General features: G+C 38.2%; 18 protein-coding genes. 11 read left to right on the top strand and 7 right to left on the bottom strand.

Going from position 1 to position 21,444, the window contains the following annotated elements; all coding sequences use genetic code 11:
• Positions 1-194: 194 nt before the first annotated feature.
• Entirely contained in the window at positions 195-3,992 is a 3,798-nt protein-coding gene (locus tag ED622_RS05445) for a translocation/assembly module TamB domain-containing protein (protein ID WP_122032936.1), read from the bottom strand.
• On the bottom strand, positions 3,989-5,710 hold the full coding sequence (locus tag ED622_RS05440; protein ID WP_122032935.1) for an autotransporter assembly complex family protein: 1,722 nt from the start codon (positions 5,708-5,710) through the stop codon (positions 3,989-3,991). Before ED622_RS05440 ends, ED622_RS05445 begins: the two co-directional genes overlap by 4 nt.
• A 115-nt stretch (positions 5,711-5,825) precedes the next feature.
• Between ED622_RS05440 and msrA the strand changes: the two genes are divergently transcribed.
• On the top strand, positions 5,826-6,404 hold the full coding sequence (gene msrA, locus ED622_RS05435; protein ID WP_216822075.1) for a peptide-methionine (S)-S-oxide reductase MsrA: 579 nt from the start codon (positions 5,826-5,828) through the stop codon (positions 6,402-6,404).
• Between the two features lie 42 nt (positions 6,405-6,446).
• Here msrA and ED622_RS05430 read toward each other — a convergent pair whose 3' ends face one another.
• Positions 6,447-6,656, bottom strand: coding sequence for a DUF1107 domain-containing protein (locus tag ED622_RS05430; RefSeq protein WP_122032940.1), 210 nt, complete (start codon positions 6,654-6,656; stop codon positions 6,447-6,449).
• A gap of 251 nt (positions 6,657-6,907) precedes the next feature.
• On the opposite strand from ED622_RS05430, the gene ED622_RS05425 reads away from it, so the two are divergent.
• The 7 genes from ED622_RS05425 (at position 6,908) to ED622_RS05395 (ending at position 12,213) form a co-directional block, all read left to right on the top strand.
• Complete coding sequence (locus tag ED622_RS05425; protein WP_122032933.1) at positions 6,908-7,459, top strand: YtfJ family protein; 552 nt, start codon at positions 6,908-6,910, stop codon at positions 7,457-7,459.
• 67 nt (positions 7,460-7,526) lie between these two features.
• Complete coding sequence (locus tag ED622_RS05420) at positions 7,527-7,817, top strand: DUF2607 family protein (protein WP_122032932.1); 291 nt, start codon at positions 7,527-7,529, stop codon at positions 7,815-7,817.
• Positions 7,818-7,867: 50 nt separating this feature from the next.
• Complete coding sequence (locus ED622_RS05415) at positions 7,868-8,536, top strand: DUF2796 domain-containing protein (RefSeq protein WP_122032931.1); 669 nt, start codon at positions 7,868-7,870, stop codon at positions 8,534-8,536.
• 36 nt (positions 8,537-8,572) lie between these two features.
• Complete coding sequence (locus ED622_RS05410; RefSeq protein ID WP_122032930.1) at positions 8,573-9,259, top strand: ABC transporter ATP-binding protein; 687 nt, start codon at positions 8,573-8,575, stop codon at positions 9,257-9,259.
• Positions 9,256-10,515: an ABC transporter permease gene (locus ED622_RS05405; RefSeq protein WP_122032929.1), complete on the top strand. Its 1,260-nt coding sequence runs from the start codon at positions 9,256-9,258 to the stop codon at positions 10,513-10,515. The genes ED622_RS05410 and ED622_RS05405 overlap by 4 nt, the downstream gene beginning before the upstream one ends.
• Before the next feature lie 8 nt (positions 10,516-10,523).
• Positions 10,524-11,009 carry a DUF3299 domain-containing protein gene (locus tag ED622_RS05400; RefSeq protein ID WP_122032928.1) on the top strand — a complete coding sequence of 162 codons (486 nt, stop codon included), beginning with the start codon at positions 10,524-10,526 and terminating at the stop codon, positions 11,007-11,009.
• A gap of 310 nt (positions 11,010-11,319) precedes the next feature.
• Positions 11,320-12,213 (top strand): TIGR03899 family protein, encoded by an 894-nt coding sequence (locus tag ED622_RS05395; protein ID WP_122032927.1) that lies wholly within the window; start codon positions 11,320-11,322, stop codon positions 12,211-12,213.
• A gap of 107 nt (positions 12,214-12,320) precedes the next feature.
• Here ED622_RS05395 and cysC read toward each other — a convergent pair whose 3' ends face one another.
• Genes cysC through cysD form a run of 4 tightly spaced genes read right to left on the bottom strand, consistent with a single transcriptional unit; the run spans position 12,321 to position 17,144 of the window.
• A complete protein-coding gene (cysC, locus tag ED622_RS05390; RefSeq protein ID WP_122032926.1) occupies positions 12,321-12,938 on the bottom strand; it encodes an adenylyl-sulfate kinase in 618 nt (205 codons plus the stop codon).
• 14 nt (positions 12,939-12,952) lie between these two features.
• The gene (locus ED622_RS05385; protein ID WP_122032925.1) at positions 12,953-14,680 is read right to left on the bottom strand and encodes an SLC13 family permease; all 1,728 of its coding nucleotides are present in this window, start codon (positions 14,678-14,680) and stop codon (positions 12,953-12,955) included.
• 21 nt (positions 14,681-14,701) lie between these two features.
• Positions 14,702-16,138 carry a sulfate adenylyltransferase subunit CysN gene (cysN, locus tag ED622_RS05380; protein ID WP_122032924.1) on the bottom strand — a complete coding sequence of 479 codons (1,437 nt, stop codon included), beginning with the start codon at positions 16,136-16,138 and terminating at the stop codon, positions 14,702-14,704.
• A gap of 28 nt (positions 16,139-16,166) precedes the next feature.
• On the bottom strand, positions 16,167-17,144 hold the full coding sequence (gene cysD / locus ED622_RS05375) for a sulfate adenylyltransferase subunit CysD (protein WP_256372589.1): 978 nt from the start codon (positions 17,142-17,144) through the stop codon (positions 16,167-16,169).
• 301 nt (positions 17,145-17,445) lie between these two features.
• Between cysD and ED622_RS05370 the strand changes: the two genes are divergently transcribed.
• The 3 genes from ED622_RS05370 (at position 17,446) to ED622_RS05360 (ending at position 21,439) form a co-directional block, all read left to right on the top strand.
• The gene (locus ED622_RS05370) at positions 17,446-19,425 is read left to right on the top strand and encodes a bifunctional 2',3'-cyclic-nucleotide 2'-phosphodiesterase/3'-nucleotidase (protein WP_122032923.1); all 1,980 of its coding nucleotides are present in this window, start codon (positions 17,446-17,448) and stop codon (positions 19,423-19,425) included.
• Between the two features lie 296 nt (positions 19,426-19,721).
• On the top strand, positions 19,722-20,312 hold the full coding sequence (locus tag ED622_RS05365) for a DedA family protein (RefSeq protein ID WP_122032922.1): 591 nt from the start codon (positions 19,722-19,724) through the stop codon (positions 20,310-20,312).
• On the top strand, positions 20,312-21,439 hold the full coding sequence (locus ED622_RS05360; protein ID WP_122032921.1) for a D-alanine--D-alanine ligase: 1,128 nt from the start codon (positions 20,312-20,314) through the stop codon (positions 21,437-21,439). Before ED622_RS05365 ends, ED622_RS05360 begins: the two co-directional genes overlap by 1 nt.
• Positions 21,440-21,444: the final 5 nt, after the last annotated feature.

The raw sequence follows: 21,444 nt of genomic DNA, 5'->3' as shown, positions 1-21,444 counted from the left end.
AAACGTTATGTTGACTTGGCTCACAGTGACAAACTGGGAGCGAAATAAAAGCCCGTTCTATTGAACGGGCACTTATTCAAATTCAAGCCTGGCGATGTCCTACTCTYWSATGKKKAAACSMYASAMWACCWTMKRCKYTATTACSYTTMACTSTGAYWCRGCWTGKGMWCAARGTTATCCACAATTTCTTTATTTTAATCAAATGTAAACTGATAAATTAAATCAACTGCATTGTCTACTCCAGAAATAGCCTCTAAATAGAGATCACTAATAATGCGATACCTTAACGTAAATTCACCCAGTGAATTAAAAATACCGACCCCATACTTAACTTGGAGATCTGGCGCTATATAACCACTAATTGTTACTTGCGACTCATTACCGGAACCTGCAGTATCTAATTGTAAGTCTTGAACACCAAATGCTTGCCCTATTTCACCAACAACCTTCCCACTCTTCGCAAGACTTAAGCCTATCAATGTCGTCGTCATGGCATTACCACCAGATTCACTATCTATATCCTGTCCTCTTAACAGATAAGACAAAGCATTGGCTTGAGGCATAGACGGAGATGAAAATATTTCAACTCTAGGAGTATCAGCAGGACCACTCACTTTAACTCCAGCTATCACGTCATCCTGAGTATTCTCTGGATTTCGAATCGCCTCTATATCGACATAAGGTTGATCAGCAGGGCCATTAAATAGAATCTTCCCTTTTCTTATTTGTAGATCTTGTCCAAAAGAGCGATAAGTACCATCTTCAATGTTTACCTCTCCAGTAATGAATGGACCTTTATTCTTTTGGGTTACATTTAACTTGCCAACCAATCCTGCTTCTAAACCAAATGCTGAAAGAAGCACATCATCACCAATCGATATATTAATGTCAGTCTCTATATCCATTGGAAGCGTAGTTTCAGTTTCCACGGGCTGAAGGTCATCATTTAAAATCACTTCATCTTTTGATACTCCGACTGCGCTTTCGGGTAAATCGTTCACAACAATTCTTCCCCACGGAATACCAATACTGCCAGTGATCTTCGCTAATGTAGGAATGATGCGGATCTTCATGTCTGGCTTAACTTTCAATTTGACCATTGGTGGGACGTTTACTTGAAGTTCATTACCAAAAACATCAAGTCCTGCTTTCCAATTTTTCAAATCACGCCAATCAGCTGAACCATTAATATGTAAATCACCATCAGGGGTCGTTATCTTAGAAACAAGCTCTCCATCATAACCATTCAACTTGATTTTAAAGTCACCATTATCAACATCAACAGGAGACACCTCCCCTTTTACTATTACTTTACTAATCTCAAGATCACCGACTGACTTAGGGTGCAGTATCGGTCCTGAAAAATTAATCTTTGAATTAATGAAGCCTTGAAGTTGACTGTATTCACCTAATACTGGTTGAAACATAGATAATGAAAGCTCCTCTATATAAGAGGTCGCTTTTATTGTTTTCTTTCCAGTCAAATCATCAATGACTGCTTGTCCTTTTAATTGACCATTATCGGTCAATGCAATAAGCCAATCGGCATTGAGCTCATCATTTTTCATTTCAGCATTAACGTTAATATCATCCCAACCAATAATAAGCGGTTGCTCCATCTGCTGTTGGACACTCCCTGTTGGTAAATACAGAGTTGCTTTAACGTAAGGCGCCTTTTGCTTCTCCCATTTTGCGATAACATTTAGATTCGCTTCACCATTAATTGTCGTTTCTTCTGGTAAAAAGTTTTTTAGCTTACTAAATTCAAAATGATTAATGCTTAAATCAACCGTTCCTGACTTGCCCGCTAACAAATCTTTATTCAAGCAAATAGAGGTGGCTTCTTGGCTCCAACAGTTTGCTTGAATAAATGCTTCTGATGTTTGAATGTCATAGGCCAGTGCTGCTTTTTTATCTAATTTCCATGGACCAATCTCTGTTTTAACTTCCGCTTTTGATAACTCACCTTTCCAACCTTTCTTTCTATTTAGAGCACCATCAATGACTAGGTATGAATCAACAACGTTGGAATCCAAATTTACGCTCAAGCGGTGATTTTCTTCTTTGCCACTAAACTTAATATTTAGAGCCTCAAGCAACTGTTTTTTATATTTGCCTTTAGTTAAATCAATACTAAGGTCTGCATTCAGCTTTGGCATTGGAACCACATAACCCTTAATCGAGGCTTTTTTTAATGTAGCTTCTTTGTCCCACTTTAATCCAAGTGCATCTATATCAAGATCTATCTTTGGCTCTGTTAATTTTCCGGTTAATTCAATATCACCGAATAACTTGCCATGTAAGTCAGGAACACTATCAGACAACTCCGGGAAGTTAACATCTACATCCAAGTTCAACTCTTTATTCACGCCACCAGAGATTTCAATGCCATTATCACCATGATGTAACTCTAAACTTGGAATGTTGATGTTTATATCTCCCTTACCATCCTCATCATGAGCAAAGAGAGAACCATTGATATCTAGTGGGTACTTTCTAAAGATACCGTTAATATCGATATTTGGTATTAACGCATTCCAGCCACCTTTCTTTGTAAGCGAGCCACTAGTGACAATTCTTCCACTAATATTTCCTTCTGCGGCTTCCCACTCAAGTCCTGGCTGAATATTTTGAAGATTGATATCCCCTTTCCATTGCACCAGCGATCGCCAATCAACTTCAGCTTTACCTGAAATCTGTCCGCCCAAGGTATCAATAAGTAAATCATATAAATTTACAGAGCCCATATCACCTTTACCTTCAAGACGAATATCCGTTTGCGGGATCCCTTTTCCCTCTATATATAGAGAGCTTGAAAATTGATATTGGTTTAAGTCACCTTTAGCTCTGAAGTTTGGTATTAATGTCGTTATCGTTTTATCACCGCTTAACGGCCAATAAACATCACCTTTTGAAATTTTAATATCGAATGGAAGTGTCGGTTCTAATGGTTTTATCCTTGTATTAACATGAGCCTGCAACCCACCACTCAATTGAAGTGAAGCAGTCAGATCAGCAACACTTCCCTTTGCATCCAATATAACTGTATGGCCTTTTAATTCCGTATCTTTGACTTTTAGGATGGCATCTAGCGTTAACGGATAATCACCATCAAGTTCGATATCATTATTCATCGTTAAAGTTGCTTGTGGCATATCTAAATAAAAATCTTTTATATGAACGTTATGCTCTCTGACCTTCGCAATAAAATCGAGTTGGTTAACTTGAATTGGAGTCTCTTGTTTAAGGGTAAAGTCTCGTAAGGCAAATTGCTCAATACTAATATTCAGAGGGATATAAACCGAAGGAAGTACTATTCTTGATGCTGGTTTTTCTTCTGATAACTTTTCAGGTGGTTCCTGAGGAGCTGCTGACTTAGCTAACTCAACGCTTATCTTCTTCCAAGCAAGCGGAGTTATTATCAAATCACTATGATGTAGTTTTACACCAGTACTAAATGAGCGCCATTGAATATGATTACCTAAAATATTCATATCAATGTTATTCAAACTAATATTAGTTACATTAATAGGGATGGGAATAGATAACAGCTTTTGCTCCGCTGGCTCAGACTCTTCTGTCGCTTGAGTTTCAGGTAACTCTGGTAAGTTTAATTTCAAACCATCAATCGATATATCATCAATACAAAGCGCTGGTTGTATTAAACATTTGGGAGTAGAGGCAACATGCAGGTTATTTATCTTAGCATTGATGAATGCTTTATCTTGGTAAGATATTCCAGATAAAGAAAACTCAGGCAATAAACTGCCTTCTACTTTATCTATATATAAAGAGGGTAATGCTTTCTCCGCTCCCCATATAAGAAGCTTTAAACCTGGATTAGTAAAAACAATCGCTCCAACCAACAGGAGAAACACAAGAACTAACATCGGTAAAAAAAGCGCTAAACAAATACAATGACGACTAAAACGGCGGCTTTTCTTTTGTTTACTATCGATTTTCTGCTCGTGATTTTCTTCTAAAGAACTCATACTTCAGGCCCTAAAGTGAAATGTATTTTAAATTCATCTCCCGGCTCAGCATCAAGACCCCAAGCGAAATCAAGTCGTACCGGTCCAACAGGTGATGCCCATCTTACACCTAAACCCGCTCCCATCTTCCAATCAGGTGTTGATATCCATGCATCACCATAATCAACAAACGTTGCCAACCACCAATTACCAACCACTCGATATTGATACTCTAAACTACTGGTCGCCATAAATTGACCACCCGTTAAATAGCCTTCTTCATCTTTAGGGGATATTTCTTCATAGCCATAACCTCTAACACTATTATCACCACCAGCAAAAAATCGAATTGAAGGAGGCAGCTTGTAGAAGTCATCCGTATACATAGCTCCAATCTCAGCTCTTGCAACTCCGCGATGATTTTCACCAATGCTCCGTACAATAGCTCCTTGCGCTAAGATACGAAGTAATTTCACATCAGAAGTTAAGCCCTGATCGGTCGCCTCAATAGTAAATGCTTTTTTATCGCCCCACATAGGCATAGTGCCACCACGAGAACGACTTTTAGAAAAAGACACACCAGGAAGTATTAATCTTGCAGTACCATCTTGAGAACCTTGGGTAAATTCTTCATAAAGAAAACGGGTATAAAGCGTTCTATGCCAACCAGAATCAAATACCCAGTGTCTTTCAACGGCCAAATTTGACTCTAAACTGTCTGTATCTCTATTATCCACATTCTTTAAACCATACTTAACGATATAGTAATCTTTAAGTACCTGCTCTAAAGGGATTTTATAGGATATAGTTGCTTCTTGTTCTGGCTTTGAAATAGAAAAGCCTGTGTCTAAACTATGTCCATAATCGTTAAGCCATGGTTTTTTCCAACGGACCTTACCTCTAACACCGACATCTGTAGAGTAGCCAATACTGGTTTCCAATTGGTTTCGAACCTGAGGGGATAAATGCACATTCATTGGCAATTGTCGACTAGACCCAACAGCCTCAAGATCTGGCTCAACATAAACAGAAGAAAACCACTCCGTATTAGATAAAGATTGGTTTAGTAGACCAATTTGGCTTGCTAAGTATGGGTCTCCTTCTTTGAAAGGAATAATAGAACGGACGCGTTTCTCTTCAATTTGGCTGCCATCAATTTTTGTTTTACCAAAATGGTAACGTTGACCACTCTGATAATGCAAGCGCACCAAAGCTTGATGACGACCAGGAGCAATCTCTAGGCGGCTTAGAGTAAACTCACCATCAAAATAGCCTTTTCTTAATGCTAGATTTTGCAAAGTGCTTTTTAAGCTTTCATATTTACCATGATTAATCACTTGCCCCAGATTTAACCCTGAATTATCAACCGCATTAATAAAATCAATATCATCTTTCGCTTCACCGGTGATCAAGATATCACTGACATAGATATAAACAGGCTCTCCAGGATTAACCGTCAGCACTAAGGTGTGCTCCCCTTTTTCACCTTCAATAGAAAAACTCATCAATGGCTGGTAATAACCTAACGCTTTAAGTGCATCACGAGTGTTGTTTTCAAGGCGAGACTGGAAACGAAGCGAAGTTGAGTACTCCTCTTCTGGTATGGCTGAAATATACGCTTCGACGTTACTCAGCAAAGATCCTTCTAAACCCTCGATCTCTAGTTCCGTTTGTGCTGTCACTCTTGTTGAAAAAAAGGTCAAGCAGCACATCAATAAGAGGGGTAACTTCTTTGTCATACTTAATTAATTATTCTATTGATTCATGAATGCGTTCTATGTAATGGTAATTTACTCGCTTTGTAGAGTAGCACAAGGTAAAAGTCTTCCAAATGACTCAGTTGAAGGATGCGACATGACCATGAATAAACAAAATACATTATCACCTCACTTTCTTTCACATGTTGATTTAGAAACGGTACCTTTAAATCATGAGGTTATCTACTTTGGTATGGGGTGCTTTTGGGGAGCTGAACGATTGTTTTGGCAATTATCTGGCGTGTATTCAACCGCAGTAGGGTATACAGGTGGAGAGCAACCAAACCCAAACTATAAAGAAGTTTGTACTGGAACGACAAACCACGTCGAAGTAGTAAAAATTGTATTTGACCCTACCCTTATCTCACTTGAGACGCTATTGCATTCTTTTTGGCAAAGCCATAATCCCACTCAAGGAATGCGCCAAGGTAATGATATTGGTACACAATATCGCTCAGTAATTTATACACATTCAAACCAACAACTACAAATAGCCCAAAAAACACAACAGCAATATCAAGAGGCATTAGAAAAACAAGGTATTACAGATCCTATAACCACTGAAATAATGCCGGCTCACCCTTTCTATTTTGCCGAAGATTATCATCAGCAGTACTTAGCTAAAAACCCCAATGGTTATTGTGGATTAGGTGGTACTGGTGTGTGCTTCTTATAATAAAAAAGGTGCTCATAACGAGCACCTCTTAATTTAATCTGCTTAAGCTGGCATTGCTGAAAGTTGACGAATATGTTGATTCACTTCACTCATCACTGATAGCATTTTTCTATTTTCTTTATTTGGCATCAATAGTTTGCCTTCATCAAATTCAAAAGACCCAATACCTTCAATGTGAATCTGCCCTTTAAATAACGTTTTTACAAAACGAGCCACTTGAAGTGGTCGATAAGCCTTAAAATTTCTAAACATAGCCATTACCTCAATAATCCATATAAGGTGTTCATTCATAGTCCATCAAAACATACTGATTTTATTATTATGTTTTATCTAAAAAATGCGCTCGAAACATTTGATTAACATTATAGAATACAAAACAGTATGCCTCAAGTTGGATTTTACTTTTTAGCAACAATTAGCAACTGCACACTTTCTACTGGTCGAATCGCTTTTTATTAAGCTCTGCACTACACTACAAACACTCATTTCCAAGGATAATAAAAATGAAAATAGTAAAACTACTTACCCTTAGCGCTTGCCTACTACCATCACTTTCTTTTGCTCACAACATTTCATTAAACAAAAGCGTTCCTTCAGTCTCTGTTGAACAATATGGTGAAATTACTTACGCCAACGATGCTGCTGTATACCAAAATTGGAACAGTGAACAATTAAAAGGGAAAGTTCGAGTATTACAGGCCATTGCTGGTCGAAGTGGTGCTAAAGCAATGAACGCTGATCTTATGAGTGCCATTACCTTAGAAAAGTTCCCTGAATCAAAATATCAAACTACAACAATTATTAATCAAGACGATTCTATTTGGGGTACTGGTGGGTTTGTAAAATCTTCTGCTGAGGAAAGCAAAAAAGAATTTTCATGGTCATCGATGGTTCTTGATGAAAATGGCAAGGTAGCTACAGCTTGGGATCTTCAGCCTGAAAGCTCTGCAATCATTGTCCAAGATAAAAAAGGGAATGTACTTTTTGTAAAAGAAGGCAAACTAACTTCTGATGAAATAAAACAAGTCATTAGCTTAATTCACGCTCAGCTATAAATAAATGCCTTGCTTATAAATTGTTATATTATTACATTTACCACTCAAGTTTCTTTCGGGTGGTACAATGCAATCGTACTTTTTTACTAAACAGCGTTGGTTAAATTGGAGTTTAGCAATTACTCTAGCGCTATTTAGTGTCTTGGTTGCTTATCATCAAATTGATTCCAACACACAACATCATGAACACCACCACTGTCAATTATTTCATTCTATTGGCTCTGGTCTTGTTATTCATGTCAGCTCTCCCTCTATTATTCCTCAAGTTATTATTCATTTTGAATTCTCTACTGTAGAAAATAGCTCTCCGTTTTCAATTACCGTTCACTCGCGAGCACCTCCCCTCTCTATCGTCTAACATTAATAAATTACATCACATTTATAACTCTTAGATAATAGGAAGCCATTATGCTTATCTGTAACAAAAAAAATGCACTACGACTAATCATCTCTACTACATTATTTTCAGTACCACTAATGACTTATGCCGCTGATCACCATGACGATCATGATGGACACGATCATTCAGAGCATTCTGAACACTCAGAGCATCGTCAACACGACGCACACGTTCATGGTGTAGTTGAAACCAATATAGCTCAAGATGGCGAACATTTACTTTTTGAAATCACAGCTCCTGGCTCTGATGTTGTAGGATTTGAACACGCCCCTAAAAACAAAGAACAAGAACAGTTATTAGAGCAAGCTATTGCTAAACTAAAAACGCCAAATGCAATTTTCTCTCTACCTGAGTCTGCCAACTGTGAAGTTTCGGATATACACGTTTCTCATAATATGAAAAGCGAAGACCACGATGACCATCATGACCATCATGACCATCATGACCATCATGACCATCATGATGATGATTCTCACCATGAAGAACATCAAGGTGAACATGGTGAATTTACTGCTCAATATGAATATCATTGCGAAACAATGTCGGAATTAAATCAAATAGAAACACAGTGGTTTAGTGTATTTTCTCATACTCAAAAAATGACAGTTCAGTATTTAGGTAACTCAGGACAGAAAGCAGCAACGTTAACCGCTAAAAAAGCAGTTTTAGCTCTATAATTTAGGTATGACGGTGGCAACACCGTCATAATTTTTATGAATATTATTGAATTATCAAACCTGACTTTTTGCTGGCCAAATCAAACAGAGCGAACACTTGATATATCAAGCTATCAGCAACAACAAGGAACAAAAGTATTTATCAAAGGCCCTAGTGGCAGTGGTAAATCTACTTTACTTAGCCTGCTTACTGGGATCTTGTCCCCTACAGAAGGAACGGTGAGTATTAATGGTACTGATATCAATCAATTGACCTCAAATCAACGAGACCGATTTAGAGCGGATAATATTGGTTATATTTTTCAACAATTTAATTTACTGCCTTATCTTTCTGTTATTGATAATGTTATTTTGCCATACCAGTTTTCATCAAAAAAAGAGTTCTCAAAGCCAGAACTAATAAAAGAAGCAGAGCGCCTACTAAATCAACTTCAATTGCCAAGTTCTCACTTTAGTAAACCAATTACTGACTTAAGTATCGGTCAACAACAACGAGTCGCAGCAGCAAGAGCATTCATTGGTAAACCTAAACTGATCATTGCAGACGAACCTACCTCAGCATTAGATCACGAAACTCGCTTTGCTTTTATTCAGCTCTTAATGGAGGAATGTGAAAGCAGTGGTGCAGGATTACTTTTTGTGAGTCATGACCCAAGTTTGGAGTCTCTTTTTGATCGTTGTATTGATTTAAGAACATTAAATAATGCAGGAGATACGCTGTGATTGGTATTGCTCAGTTAGCATGGAAAAGCCTAAGAAACCGAAAAACGACGGTCATATTAACGGTATTAACTATCGCTATTTCTGTCATGTTATTAATGGGAGTTGAACGAATTAGAACACAAGCAAAGACAAGCTTTGCCAATACTATTTCGAATACCGACTTAATTGTTGGTGCCCGTTCAGGCCAGGTCAACCTACTGCTTTATTCTGTTTTTCGCATTGGTAATGCCACCAACAATATTGACTGGAAAAGCTATCAAGAGATCAGCAATCAAAAATCAGTAAAATGGTCAATTCCAATCTCTCTAGGTGATTCCCATAAAGGCTTTAGAGTCATGGGAACTAATCAAGATTATTTTCGTTTTTATCAATACGGAAAAAAACAACCATTAACCTTTAAAGAAGGTAAACCATTCTCACATTTATTTGATGTTGTTCTCGGTGCCGATGTCGCAAATAAACTGAACTACCAACTCGGTGATAAATTGGTTATCGCTCATGGAATTAGTGATCAGTCTTTTACTCGTCATGATAATTTACCCTTTACTGTCACTGGTATCTTAGCACCGACAGGAACACCAGTAGACAAAACCTTACATGTCTCTTTAGGTGCAATAGAAGCTATACATGTTGGCTGGGAAAGTGGTGCTCATTTAGGAAATACACCAGATGCAGAAATATTGGAACAGCATCAATTTGAACCTAAAGCAATTACCGCGTTCATGCTAGGGCTTAACTCAAAAATTCAAACATTTGCGCTACAACGCTATATTAATGATTATAGTAAAGAGCCACTAAGTGCCATTCTTCCAGGCATTGCATTACATGAATTATGGGGAATGATGTCGATGGCAGAGCAAGCTTTATTGGCCGTCTCTGTTTTTGTTGTCATTGCAGGCTTAATGGGAATGCTCACTAGCTTATTAACCAGCCTACAAGAAAGGCGACGAGAAATGGCGATCCTAAGATCAATGGGAGCTCAACCGAAACATATTTTCGCACTACTTATTAGTGAAGCGGTCGTAATAACAACCTTTGGGATCATCGTAGGCCTACTCGGTTTATACCTTTCTTTATCTATATTGCAGCCTATCATCCAGCAATATTATGGTATCGCCATTGAACTTACCTTACCAAGCTTGTACGAATTAAAACTGTTAGCTCTTGTTCTATGCTCTGGTTTTATTATTGGTGTTATTCCAGCAATTCAAGCGTATCGACATTCATTGAGTGACGGTATGACAATTAGACTTTAAGGATAAATATGAAAAAGAAATTCTTACTCTGTTTTTTATTACTTCTGCCCTTTCGCGCTATAAGTAATGACGTATTAAAACTCGATTGGATTGACTTAGTTCCTGAACAAGAAAGAAATCAATTCGATGCGGTAGGCATGCCTAAAGTTGATCATAATGGCTCTCAAATGCAGCAATCTCTTGTAGGTGGTGTTCGACAAGAGTTGAATGGCAGTATGGTTAAAATACCTGGATTTGTTATTCCTTTAGAAGGTGATGACACAACGATCACTGAGTTTTTGCTAGTGCCTTACTTTGGCGCTTGTATCCACGTACCACCACCACCGCCAAACCAAATCATTTATGTTAAGTTTGAAAAAGGCGCTCCAATACAGCAATTGTGGGATGTTATTTATATCGTAGGAAAACTAAAGACAGAAACAATTAATAGCGAACTTGCAGAGACGGGTTATCTTATTGAAGGCGTTCGTTTAGAAGAGTATGACGACGAGTAAATGTAATTAGAATGTAATCACTGGTCTATTGGAATTATTATATATAATGAGAAAGATAGACCAGTGTTGCTGTATACCCTGAAGCAAGCACTACGCTAAACAGCATTTTTCTAAAACCTAAGCCTTTCATTCTATCCCTCGACTTGAAAACTAATCAACACTCATTATTTTAACAAAAACTTAGCATTTAGCCATATTTACTCTTACTGTTTTTTTGATTTTTTCTTAATTCTTGTTTTGATATTAAAGTTTTTATTTTCTAATACCGATAATATAAAGGAAGAACCGTTACTCAGGGCTAGGTCAATCAATGAACTCATCACAAAAAATCATCCCTAAAGATGAAAATGTAAAAGAACAACCAACACACAAAAAAGAACATTACGTGATAAGTAGTGCTCGTCGACTCACTGAGATCGCAATAAAACAAGGTTTGGCTGCAAAACTACACGCACCAAAACCAGAAGAAACTCTCTTAAAGCGCTCTTTGTATCGAGAGAAATTACTACGAGAGCAGCAGCAACAAAACTTAGAACAAATTATTAAGTTTGCTCATGATTATTGTAATGATGAAACCGCTGGCGAGCCTGATCCTGATTGGCTTCATCGTTTCTTTGAAATGGCTAAAGATATTCATGACCCATCAATGCAGCGATTATGGAGTCAAATTTTTAAACAAGAAGTAATTACCCCCGGTTCAACATCCATGAAAGCACTAAAAGTGCTGAAAGATATGACACAACGTGAAGCACAAACGTTCCAACGAGCAGCCTCATTAGCTTGTAGTTTTGGGCAAGATAACAGTAAGAAATTACTGCTAGGTTATAAGTGTGCTGGCACCCTTTTTAATCTGTATAAAACCGATGGCCCACAGTTAGTTCATTTAGGTAATTACAAGCTTCCCTACTCAAGTTTATTACTATTAATTGAATTAGGTCTGTTACTTGGTACGGAATTAGAATCCGGAGAAATAGAGTTTGAACCTGCATTGCCACTGCAATATCAAGGAAAGAACATTGCTATAAAGCCAATGCAAAAAGGATCTCGCTTTATCTATTATCGCTTTAGTCCTACAGGTGCGGAACTGTGCAAATTATTAGGTAATAAACCTAATGAAAATTATTACGACAACCTAATAGGGTTATTAAGTCAAAAGTTCATTGTTGAAACAGACGTAAAAAAAACGATTTCAACGATGGCATAATTATTTTTCTTCATACATAGCAAAGCCCCTAAATACATCAATATTTAAGGGCTTTTAAAAGATTCAAAGACTTAAAGCAATGGTCTAACTCGAATGTAAAAATAGATCTATTTAATGATTCCTCGTACTTTCAGCTCTTCTAAACACTGCTCAACTAACACATTAATAGATTCACTTCCGGCAGGTAAATCAATCTCAGGATTTACCGGGGATTGATATTCTGAATCAATTCCAGTGAAGTGTTTTATCTCTCCTGCTCGTGCTTTTTTATATAATCCTTTAGGGTCTCTTTTTTCACATTCATCCAGAGAAGTATTCACAAAGACTTCTAAAAACTCGCCTTCTGGTAATAATTCTCGAACCATTTGACGCTCGACTCGATGCGGTGAGATGAAGGCACTTAATACAATCAAACCGGCATCTGCCATTAGTTTTGCAAGCTCACCAATACGTCGAATGTTTTCTTGCCTATCATGATCCGAAAAGCCTAAATCCTGACATAAACCATGACGAACATTATCTCCATCTAATAGGTAAGTATGATAACCAAGTTCAGCTAACTTAATTTCTAGCGCCCCAGCGATAGTCGATTTCCCTGCACCAGATAACCCAGTAAACCAAAGTACTGCTGGCTTCTGGTTTTTCAATGTAGAGCGAGTGTCTTTAGTTACTGAATGTTGGTGCCAAACAATATTTTCATCTTTCACTGCGTCTTTGACTGTCATGTTTCATCCTTGAATTAAAATGGGAAAAAATAAGGGATTAACGTCAGCACTAATACCGAATAAATAATCGACATCGGTAATCCCACTTTTACGTAATCAAGCAGCGTGTAGTTACCCACACTAAATACTAATAAATTGGTTTGATATCCATAAGGAGAAATAAAACTCGCACTGGCTCCAAACAATACCGCCATAATAAAAGGCATAGGGTCGACGCCATAACCTAGCGCCATACTGTAGCCAATAGGAAAAGCCAACGCTGCTGCCGCATTATTGGTGATTAATTCCGTTAATACCAAAGTAATCAGATAAACAGCAATCAAGGCTCCCATCACTCCCCAGCCATTAAATAACTCCATGAACATATTGCCAAGCTGTACAGATAAACCTGATGACAACATTAGTTGAGCAATCGAAAGTGCCGCTCCAACGATAACGACAATATCAATCGGAAAACGACGACGTAATTCTCCAATATTAATCACACCAAGCGCTAAGAGAGCCAAAAGATACACCGACAGCCCTTTGATAATCGGAAATGCATTCAATAACTCAGCAGCAATAACACCTGCAAAACCTAATAAAACCAGTGCACTTTTGTCACCATCCAATTTTGCTGCAGAGTCGAGATCACTAATAATGACAAATTCACGTTTTAGTTGCTGCTTACTCTGCTCAAAATCTTTTCCTGGTACTAAAACTAAGGTATCACCCGCTTGTAGCTCAATCTTACCCAAACCACCTTCAAGGCGCTCATGGCCTCGTCGAATTGCGACAACCACAGCATCAAAACGATCTCTAAATTTAGAAGACTTAATACTTTTTCCACGAATAGATGCGGATTGACTGACAATAACTTCTATTAAATTTTGACCATTTAAATGATGCTGCCCAAACAGTGTTAAGCCATTAATTTCTTGTAGAGTCGTCACGCTTTCAATGTCACCACAAAACAGTAATCTATCTCCAGCTAAAAGCACCATATCAGGGTCAACCGAAGCGATAGTTTTCCCTTCTCTAATCACTTCAGCTAAAAAGAGTTTACGTAATGCTCTTAAATTATTTTCACTGATCGACTTTCCAACTAATGGCGAGCCGCCTTGAACTCTAGCTTCTAAAAAGTAGGGCAATTCATCTTGATGCCCCTCATCGTACTGAGGTAACAAATAACTTAATGGAATTAAAATTAACAGACCGCCAAGCAGTACCGCGATACCAATCGTTGTTGGTGCAAAGAAACTTAAACTTGGTAAACCCGCATCTTCCACAAAACTATTAATAATTAAATTAGTTGATGTTCCGATTAAGGTTAGTGTGCCACCTAAGATTGCAGCATAAGAGAGAGGAATAAGCAGACGAGAAGGCGCGTGGCGTTGATTACGCTTTATCGCACCAATTAAAGACACCACCACGGCGGTATTATTAGTAAAAGAAGAAAGAATAGCAGTAGATAGACCCAATTTTCCTACCACACTCCCTAACCTTCCTTCTGAAATATAGCGCCCTACCCAACTGATAAGACGTGTTTTTTCTAAGGCACAAGAACTTAAAATCAATAACACCAAAGTTAGCAGTGACGAGTTAGTAAAGTTTTTTGCCAAGCTAGGTAAATCAATCATCCCTAGCATAAAAGCAATAAACGCCGCCCCTGAAAAAATTACACTTGGTTTTAATTTACTTGCTAATAAGCTCACAATAATAAGAGCTAATAAAGCCAGAACGAATCCTTGTTCCCATGCCATAGACTATTCCTTTTTAAGTCATTAACTTAAAAGTTTAGAAACGTCTTGTGCTTTCCAATGAGGAAAATGTTTACGAACTAACGCGTTCAATTCCACCTCAAAAGCACTGACATTATCATTGATAGGTTTCGCATCACTCAGTTCAGAAAGGTTTTGGATCATACCAGCCCCTACCGTGACATTCGTTAAGCGATCAATAAAGATAAAGCCACCCGTATCGGCACAATCTTGATAACGATCTAAGCTCACCGTTTCTGTCAGGGATACCTCACACAAACCAATGCCGTTTAGAGGCAATTCTTGTGTCTCAAACGTATCCAAACTATTAATATTTACCTGATGATGAATCGCATCAATTTGGCCTACCGTTTTTTTACCTGCAATTTTAATGTCGTACTGACGACCTGGTTCTAGCCCTTTTTCTGTCATCCATACAATCTCAGCCTTAAATTGATCCGTAGCTTGTAAGCTAGAGTTCGCCTTCACTAGTAAATCACCGCGGCTAATATCAATCTCATCTTCAAGCGTTAATGTCACCGCTTGACCTGCTTGGGCTGAATCTAAATCACCATCAAAGGTAACAATGCGCGCCACTTTTGATTTTTTACCCGATGGCAAAGCAACAATCTCATCACCAACAGAAATTCCACCCGCAGAAACAGTTCCTGCAAAACCACGAAAATCTAGATTTGGACGATTCACATATTGCACTGGAAATCTAAACTCTCCATTATCTCTGTCTGAATCGATATCTATATTCTCAAGCACCTCTAATAACGGCGTACCTTGATACCAAGATAGCTCCTCACTCTGATTTACCACGTTATCTCCTTCTAAGGCTGATAACGGTAGGATAGAAATATCTAGATTTGGATTATTTAGCTTCTTGGAGAAAGTTAAGTACTCTTCTTTAATCTCTTCAAAGCGAGATTGAGAGTAATCTACTAAATCCATTTTATTTACTGCAACCACAAAGTGACGAATACCAAGCAGGTTCGCGATATAAGAGTGACGACGAGTTTGGTCAAGCACCCCTTTACGCGCATCAATCAAGATAACCGCAACATTACAGGTAGATGCGCCGGTTGCCATATTTCGCGTGTACTGCTCATGTCCCGGAGTATCTGCAATAATAAACTTACGTTTTTGAGTTGAGAAATAACGATACGCAACATCAATAGTAATGCCTTGTTCACGCTCAGCTTGCAGGCCATCAACCAATAATGCTAAATCAGGACGCTCACCTGTTGTGCCGACGCGTTGGCTATCTGCATGAACGGCATCTAACTGATCTGCATAGATTTGTTTTGAGTCATGGAGTAATCGGCCTATGAGGGTACTTTTACCATCATCCACCGAACCACAAGTTAAAAATCGAAGTAATGATTTGTATTGATGTTCTTTTAAATAAGCTTCAATACCAAGCTCTTCTAATTGTTGCTCTACTGCACTATTCATTATTTAATCCTTCCTTAGATGCTTGATATTAAAAGTAACCTTGGCGTTTTTTCAGTTCCATTGAACCAGATGAATCATGATCTATCGCTCGACCTTGACGCTCACTTGAGGTAGCAACCAACATCTCTTCAATGATTTCAGGTAAGGTATTTGCGGTAGATTCCACTGCACCAGTCAATGGATAACAGCCTAAGGTTCTAAAGCGAATGTCTTTATGTTGGATCTCTTCGCCTTCTTCTAGCTCTAAACGTTCATCGTCTACCATGATCAACATGCCATCACGCTCAACCACAGGGCGTTTCTCAGATAAATAAAGTGGAACAATTTCAATATTTTCTAAATAAATATATTGCCAAATATCCAACTCAGTCCAATTCGATAATGGGAAAACTCGAATGCTTTCGCCTTTATTTACTTGACCGTTATAGGTATTCCATAACTCTGGACGCTGATTTTTTGGATCCCACGTATGGTTTTTATCTCGAAACGAATACACACGCTCTTTGGCTCTAGATTTTTCTTCATCACGACGCGCGCCACCAAAAGCCGCATCAAAACCATATTTGTTTAGCGCTTGTTTTAAACCTTGAGTTTTCATGATATCGGTGTGCTTTGATGAACCATGAACAAATGGGTTAATTCCCATTGCCATACCTTCAGGGTTTTTATGTACTAATAGGTCAAAACCATATTTCTTTGCGGTTTTCTCACGAAATTCAATCATCTCTTTGAATTTCCAATCAGTATCAACGTGTAAAAGAGGGAATGGGATTTTTCCTGGATAAAAAGCTTTACGAGCAAGATGCAGCATCACAGAAGAATCTTTACCAATCGAATACATCATTACTGGGTTATCAAACTCAGCAGCAACTTCACGAATAATGTGAATACTTTCAGCTTCAAGCTGTTGAAGGTGGGTTAATCGTTTTGCGTCCATGTGTGTTTTGTCCTTTAGGCTAAATTTGGCAATGACATCACTAATGGCATTAATTGCTCTAACAAGCATCAATGCTCTTTTCTAGCGATGGCTATTTTTCATTCCAATAAAGTCACTATAGACGGGTTGCTTTATTACCTGAAATTCTAAAATTTCATTTTTTATTCGATTTAATGCTAACGAAGTTTTCCTGAAATAAAACGAAACACAGAAAACAACCTGTAAATACCTGTTTAAGCTGTGATCTTGTTACCGTAAAGCACACGGAAAGAAGATCAAGCGCACAGATTAAGAGGCCAGTTACATTTATAACATAACCAATCTGTTATCTTATTGGCGCTTTTATGATTATCACCTTTTGGAGAATACGATGAAACTCTCTGCTAAACCTGTATCACTTGCCGTTCTTGCTGGCCTAGGCTTACTGACTTTGTCTGGTTGCACAACAACTGAAGACACAAACGAAGTAATTAAGCTACGTGTTGTAGAAACAACAGATATCCATACCAACCTAATGGATTACGATTACTACAAAGATAAACCATCTCAAAAAATTGGTTTAGCGCGCACAGCCACCCTAGTAAAAGAAGCTCGCAGTGAAGTAACAAACAGTGTTCTTGTTGATAACGGTGATTTACTGCAAGGTAGCCCAATGGGTGACTACATGGCAGATAAAGGCATTGAAGCGGGTGAAGTTCACCCTGCATATAAAGCAATGAATCAACTCGATTATGATGCAGCTAACCTAGGCAACCATGAATTTAACTACGGTCTAGATTTCTTAGCAGAATCAATTAACGACGCTGACTTCCCTTACATCAGTGCAAACGTATACGATGCTGAAACAAAAGAGCATTACTTTACGCCTTACATCATTAAAACGCATACGTTTAAAGATACTGCTGGTGTAGAGCACGAAATTAAAGTAGGTTACATCGGTTTTGTTCCACCACAAATCATGGTGTGGGATAAAAAGAATCTTGAAGGCAAAGTCATTGCTCGTGACATTATCGAAACAGCCAATGAACTTGTTCCTCAAATGAAAGCAGAAGGCGCTGATGTTATTGTTGCGATCCCGCACTCAGGCGTATCTACTGACCCATATAAACAAGGCGAAGAAAACTCTACTTTTTACCTCTCTGAAGTAGAAGGTATTGATGCTATCGCATTCGGCCATGCTCATGCAGTCTTCCCTGGTAAAGGGTTTGATGACATGCAAGGCATCGATAACCAAAATGGTACGATGAATGGCGTTGCTGCTGTAATGCCTGGACGCTGGGGTAGCCACGTTGGTGTGATGGATTTAACTCTAGAGCAAAAAGATGGTAAATGGGCTGTTGTAAAAGGCCAATCTGAAGCTCGTCCTATCTTTGATAAGAAAGAGAAAAAATCATTAGCAGCATCTGATGAAGGCATTGTTAAAGCACTAGAAGCTGATCATAAAGGCACGCGTAATTTCGTTAACCAACCTATCGGTAAAGCTGACGATGTTATGTATAGCTTCTTAGCATTAGTGCAAGATGACCCTACTGTTCAAATCGTTAACCTTGCACAACAAGATTACGTAGAACGCTTCATTCAAGGTGACCCTGATTTAGATGGCACACCGGTACTTTCTGCTGCTGCTCCATTTAAAGCAGGCGGTCGTGGCAATGATCCTACTAACTTCACTGAAGTTGAGTCGGGCCAATTAACGTTCCGTAATGCAGCTGACTTATACCTATACCCGAATACTCTAGTGGCAATGAAAGTAACAGGTCACGAAGTAAAAGAGTGGCTTGAATGTTCTGCTGGTCAATTTAAACAAATCGACATTAATAGCACAGCGCCACAACAATTAATTGATTGGGATGGCTTCCGTACCTATAATTTTGATGTTATTGATGGCGTTAACTACCAAATCGATGTTACTCAACCAGCAAAATATGATGGTGACTGTAACGTAATTAACGAAGGTTCGGAGCGTATTGTTGGTCTAACTTACCAAGGTAAAGCGATTGATATGAAGCAAGACTTCCTTATCGCAACTAACAACTACCGCGCTTACAGCAACAAATTCCCAGGCACAGGTACTGACTTCATTGCATTTGATGCACCAGATGAAAACCGTACGGTTCTTTCTAGTTACATTTCACGTGTAAGTAAAGAAGAAGGCCAAGTGAAGCCAGCAGCAGACAACAACTGGTCTTTCGCTCCAATTAAGAGCAATAAGAAGCTAGACATTCGCTTTGAAACATCACCAAGTGATAAAGCCGCTCAGTTTATTAAAGACAAGGGTCAATACCCAATGAAACGCGTTGCAACTGATGAAGTCGGTTTTGCCGTTTACAACATTGATCTAAGTAAGTAATACAGCGAACGATAATGTTTTAGTTATACTAAAAACATAGTTAATTCAAAAATAGCATGGTTATTCTTTAACTGTGCTATTTTTTTATATCAGAAACAAACTCCCTCTTTATAGTCTGAAAAACACCTTCCTTAATAAATACACCCTCATTTTCAGACACCACAATACATTCATAACGCCCCGATTTAAATTTGAACTATTTATTAATCAGACGCTCAAAAATCAATAATCGAATATTTCTTTACATTTTAGCAACACAAGGCCACGCTTAATAAATACCAATAAAAGGGGGATTCATGAACGAGATGATTCACGCGATTCAAAATATATTTTTTATTCAATCGGCCTCTCTAATCTCTATTTTTATCGGAATTATCCTCCTGTCTTACCTATTAGAAGATCTTGCGATTATCACCGCTGCAAGTTTATCTGCTCAAGATGTCATTACGCCCACCATGGGCTTACTGGCGGCTTTCATTGGTATTGCGAGTGGCGATCTCGGCTTATATTTTTTAGGTCGTCTATCTACTCGTTTTCGTTTACTCCGATATAAAACATTAACTAACACTCATTTACGCTACATAAGGAAAAAACTGCAATCTAATCCTATGCTTAATTTATTCATTATTCGATTTATCCCAGGACTTAGAACCGTAGGCTTTACATTAAGTGGCGTATTTCATATTCGTATTAGCACCTTTTTTATCTCTGTAATGAGCGCTACTGCGGTGTGGACAGCGATTGTTTTTCCTAGTGTGTTCTTTTTGGGTAGCAGCTCATGGGTTAAAACCAGTGAACATCAGTGGTTATTAATCCCAATAATGACAATGGTTTTATTTGCTACAAATCGACTAGCAAGAAAGAAAATATCAAAGGAACTGACGTAATGGATAATCAAATCAAGACGATTACAACCGGTCATATCAATGCCGGCATGCCACAGTTGGAGCCAGACACTCACCGCAGTGTGTCTCCTTATGAATTTTTACCAAGCTGGTTTTTTTATACTCCCGTAGTTATCCAAAGTTTTTTTCTTGGCATAAAACATTTTGATTTCGCCCTTCCTCTTATTGCTAATCCATCAATTAAATTAAGCGGCATGGTTGGAGAATCTAAACATGATATTTTAAGTCTTGCAGGCCCAATAGCTCAGCAGTGGATATCTCCATTTACGACAATCACAACAACTAATGAGCCTGTACTAGAGCAAACTAAACATGCCCTTGAGATAATGAACAAACAGGGCCTCTTCTTTCCTATCGTTGCAAAGCCTGATTTAGGCTGCCGTGGGGTCGGCGTTAAATTAATTACATCACCAAATCAACTAAGTGAATATTTTAGTTCCTTTCCTATCAACGCTCGATTTTTAATTCAAGAGAAAGCGCCTTACTCAGCAGAGGCTGGGATTTTTTATGTTCGCTACCCTAATCAGAAAAAAGGGAAAATAATTTCGATTACTCTTAAATACTCTCCACTTGTTGTCGGTGATGGGATTAGCACATTAAAACAGTTAATAGAAAATGACAGCAGAGCTGGTCAATTGGCTAATTTGTATTTGCCTCGTCATAAAGAAAAATTAAATACCATTTTAGAAAAGGGAAAAGAATTTCAACTCGCCTTTGCAGGTAGTCACAGTCGAGGATCTATTTTTAGAGATGGTAACCAATACATCACTGAACAATTAGCCGAGCGACTAGACCACATATTTAATGATTTAGAGGGATTTCACTACGGTAGGCTAGACGTGAAATTTAAAGATATTAACTCTTTAATGAAGGGAGATGATTTTACCATTTTAGAAATTAATGGCGCGAGCAGTGAAGCGGCTCATATTTGGGATAGAAATACGCCTCTGAAAACCATTTTTTCAACCTTATTGCTTCAATACAAAATCTTATTTGAAATTGGTGCCCTACAAAAAAAACAAGGTCACCACTCTCCGAAAATAAAAGAACTATTGGCTGCATGGAAAGAAGAGAAACAACTGACGCTTCAATACCCACCGACTGATTAGATAAA

Origin of the sequence: Aliivibrio sp. EL58 (assembly GCF_900312675.1) — a bacterium.
Taxonomy (GTDB): domain Bacteria; phylum Pseudomonadota; class Gammaproteobacteria; order Enterobacterales; family Vibrionaceae; genus Aliivibrio.
This window is presented reverse-complemented; position numbering and strand designations above follow the sequence as displayed.